This window comes from Acinetobacter sp. 228 (genome assembly GCF_048147885.1).
In genome coordinates this window covers 1-1,373 of record NZ_JAYWYV010000269.1, presented here as the reverse complement: position 1 = coordinate 1,373, position 1,373 = coordinate 1, and the positions used below count along the sequence as shown (strand labels likewise).

Below are 1,373 nucleotides of genomic sequence, written 5' to 3'. Positions count from 1 at the left end.
ATACTGAACCAAATCCTAAGGTCAAAAGGGCAAAAAGCTGCCGATATGTAATGATGTGAAATGTTTTCATATCTATCTTTATGTTTTGTTGTTATTGTCACTTTTGTAGATTTTTCTAATAAAATCAAGAGGACGACACAAAACTTAAGTAAATTTAACTTTTCTTACATATTTGAAATTAATTAAAAAGTTTAAGCTATTAGCGATAATTTTTAAGCAAAAAAAATCCCCCAAACTAGGGGGAGTTTTTGATCAAGGAAACTTCAAATTCCGATCATTAAACACATAAAAAACAGAACATTACAGCGCGAATATTCTAAGCCGCAATCATAAACCGATTTTAAACAATTGAATAGTTCTTTTTTTAGAACGCTCTATTGCTAAAATGGTGATAAAACATACGACTCGTTCACACTTTATCGTTAAGCCTATTTATTTTGTGGAATATCGCATGTTTCATCATTACAAACAGCTGCGTCATCTTGCTCGATATTTTCAGCATTTGCCTTGAGTTGTGCTTGTTCTAGTACTTGTAAAAACACTTCACGAGGTTGTGCTCCTGCAAGTGCGATTCTTTGGTCAAATACAAAGAAAGGTACGCCAGTTACATTGAGTTGCTCATGTGCAATTTTTTCATCATGACGAACAAAGTCAGCCAACTCATTTGTATCGAGTACATATTCAACTTCGGCATTATCAAGGCCAATACGAGAAGCAATTTCTTCTACAACTTCGCGTTCGCCAATAGCTAAACCTTCAGTCATATAAGCATGGAAAAAGGCTTCTTTTGCTTCGTTTCCTAAACCTTTACTTTGTGCAAGGTGGATAATACGGTGTGCATTAAAGCTATTGCCTGAGTTGGCTTTTTGCCATTGGAAGTCAATACCTTCAGAAGCAGCCATGGCCGCAATGTTGCGTTCCATTTCTTCCATCTCTTCATAGGTACGGCCATATTTTTTAGCTAAACGCTCAGTATTTGAAGTGTCATGTTTTGCGGGAGCATCAGGATCTAGTTCGAAACTATGCCAGTGAATATCAAGCTCGATACCTGCCTCGGCAGCGACATGTTCAAGGCGTTTTTTGCCGATATAGCAGAAAGGGCATACTACATCAGACCAGACATCAACACGCATGGGAGAATCTCATAAATATAATTTACCCATCATAATAGGGATGATGTACACGGATTTAAAGCATTGAATGGAGAATAGAGTGTTGCGTATTGTGAAATAAATGGCATATAAAGAACTATAAGCTCTATTTTATAACTATAAAGAGCAAAACTATAAGAATGGAAATAGGAGGTGTTTATGCGCCGAGTTTTGATTGCAATTGCAAGTCTGGTTGTTATTACGAGTATTGTTTTTTTTACC

Annotated in this window: 1 protein-coding gene; it reads right to left on the bottom strand. The window is 36.3% G+C overall.

Translation table 11 applies throughout. The features are described 5' to 3' along the window. Positions 1–428: 428 nt before the first annotated feature. Complete coding sequence (locus VXQ92_RS18090; protein WP_001261850.1) at positions 429–1,133, bottom strand: DsbA family oxidoreductase; 705 nt, start codon at positions 1,131–1,133, stop codon at positions 429–431. Between the last annotated feature and the right edge of the window lie 240 nt (positions 1,134–1,373).

Bases quoted from the DNA above. Each gene is read 5' to 3' on its own strand.
- VXQ92_RS18090 (WP_001261850.1), bottom strand. From the start codon at position 1,133: ATGCGTGTTGATGTCTGGTCTGATGTAGTATGCCCTTTCTGCTATATC.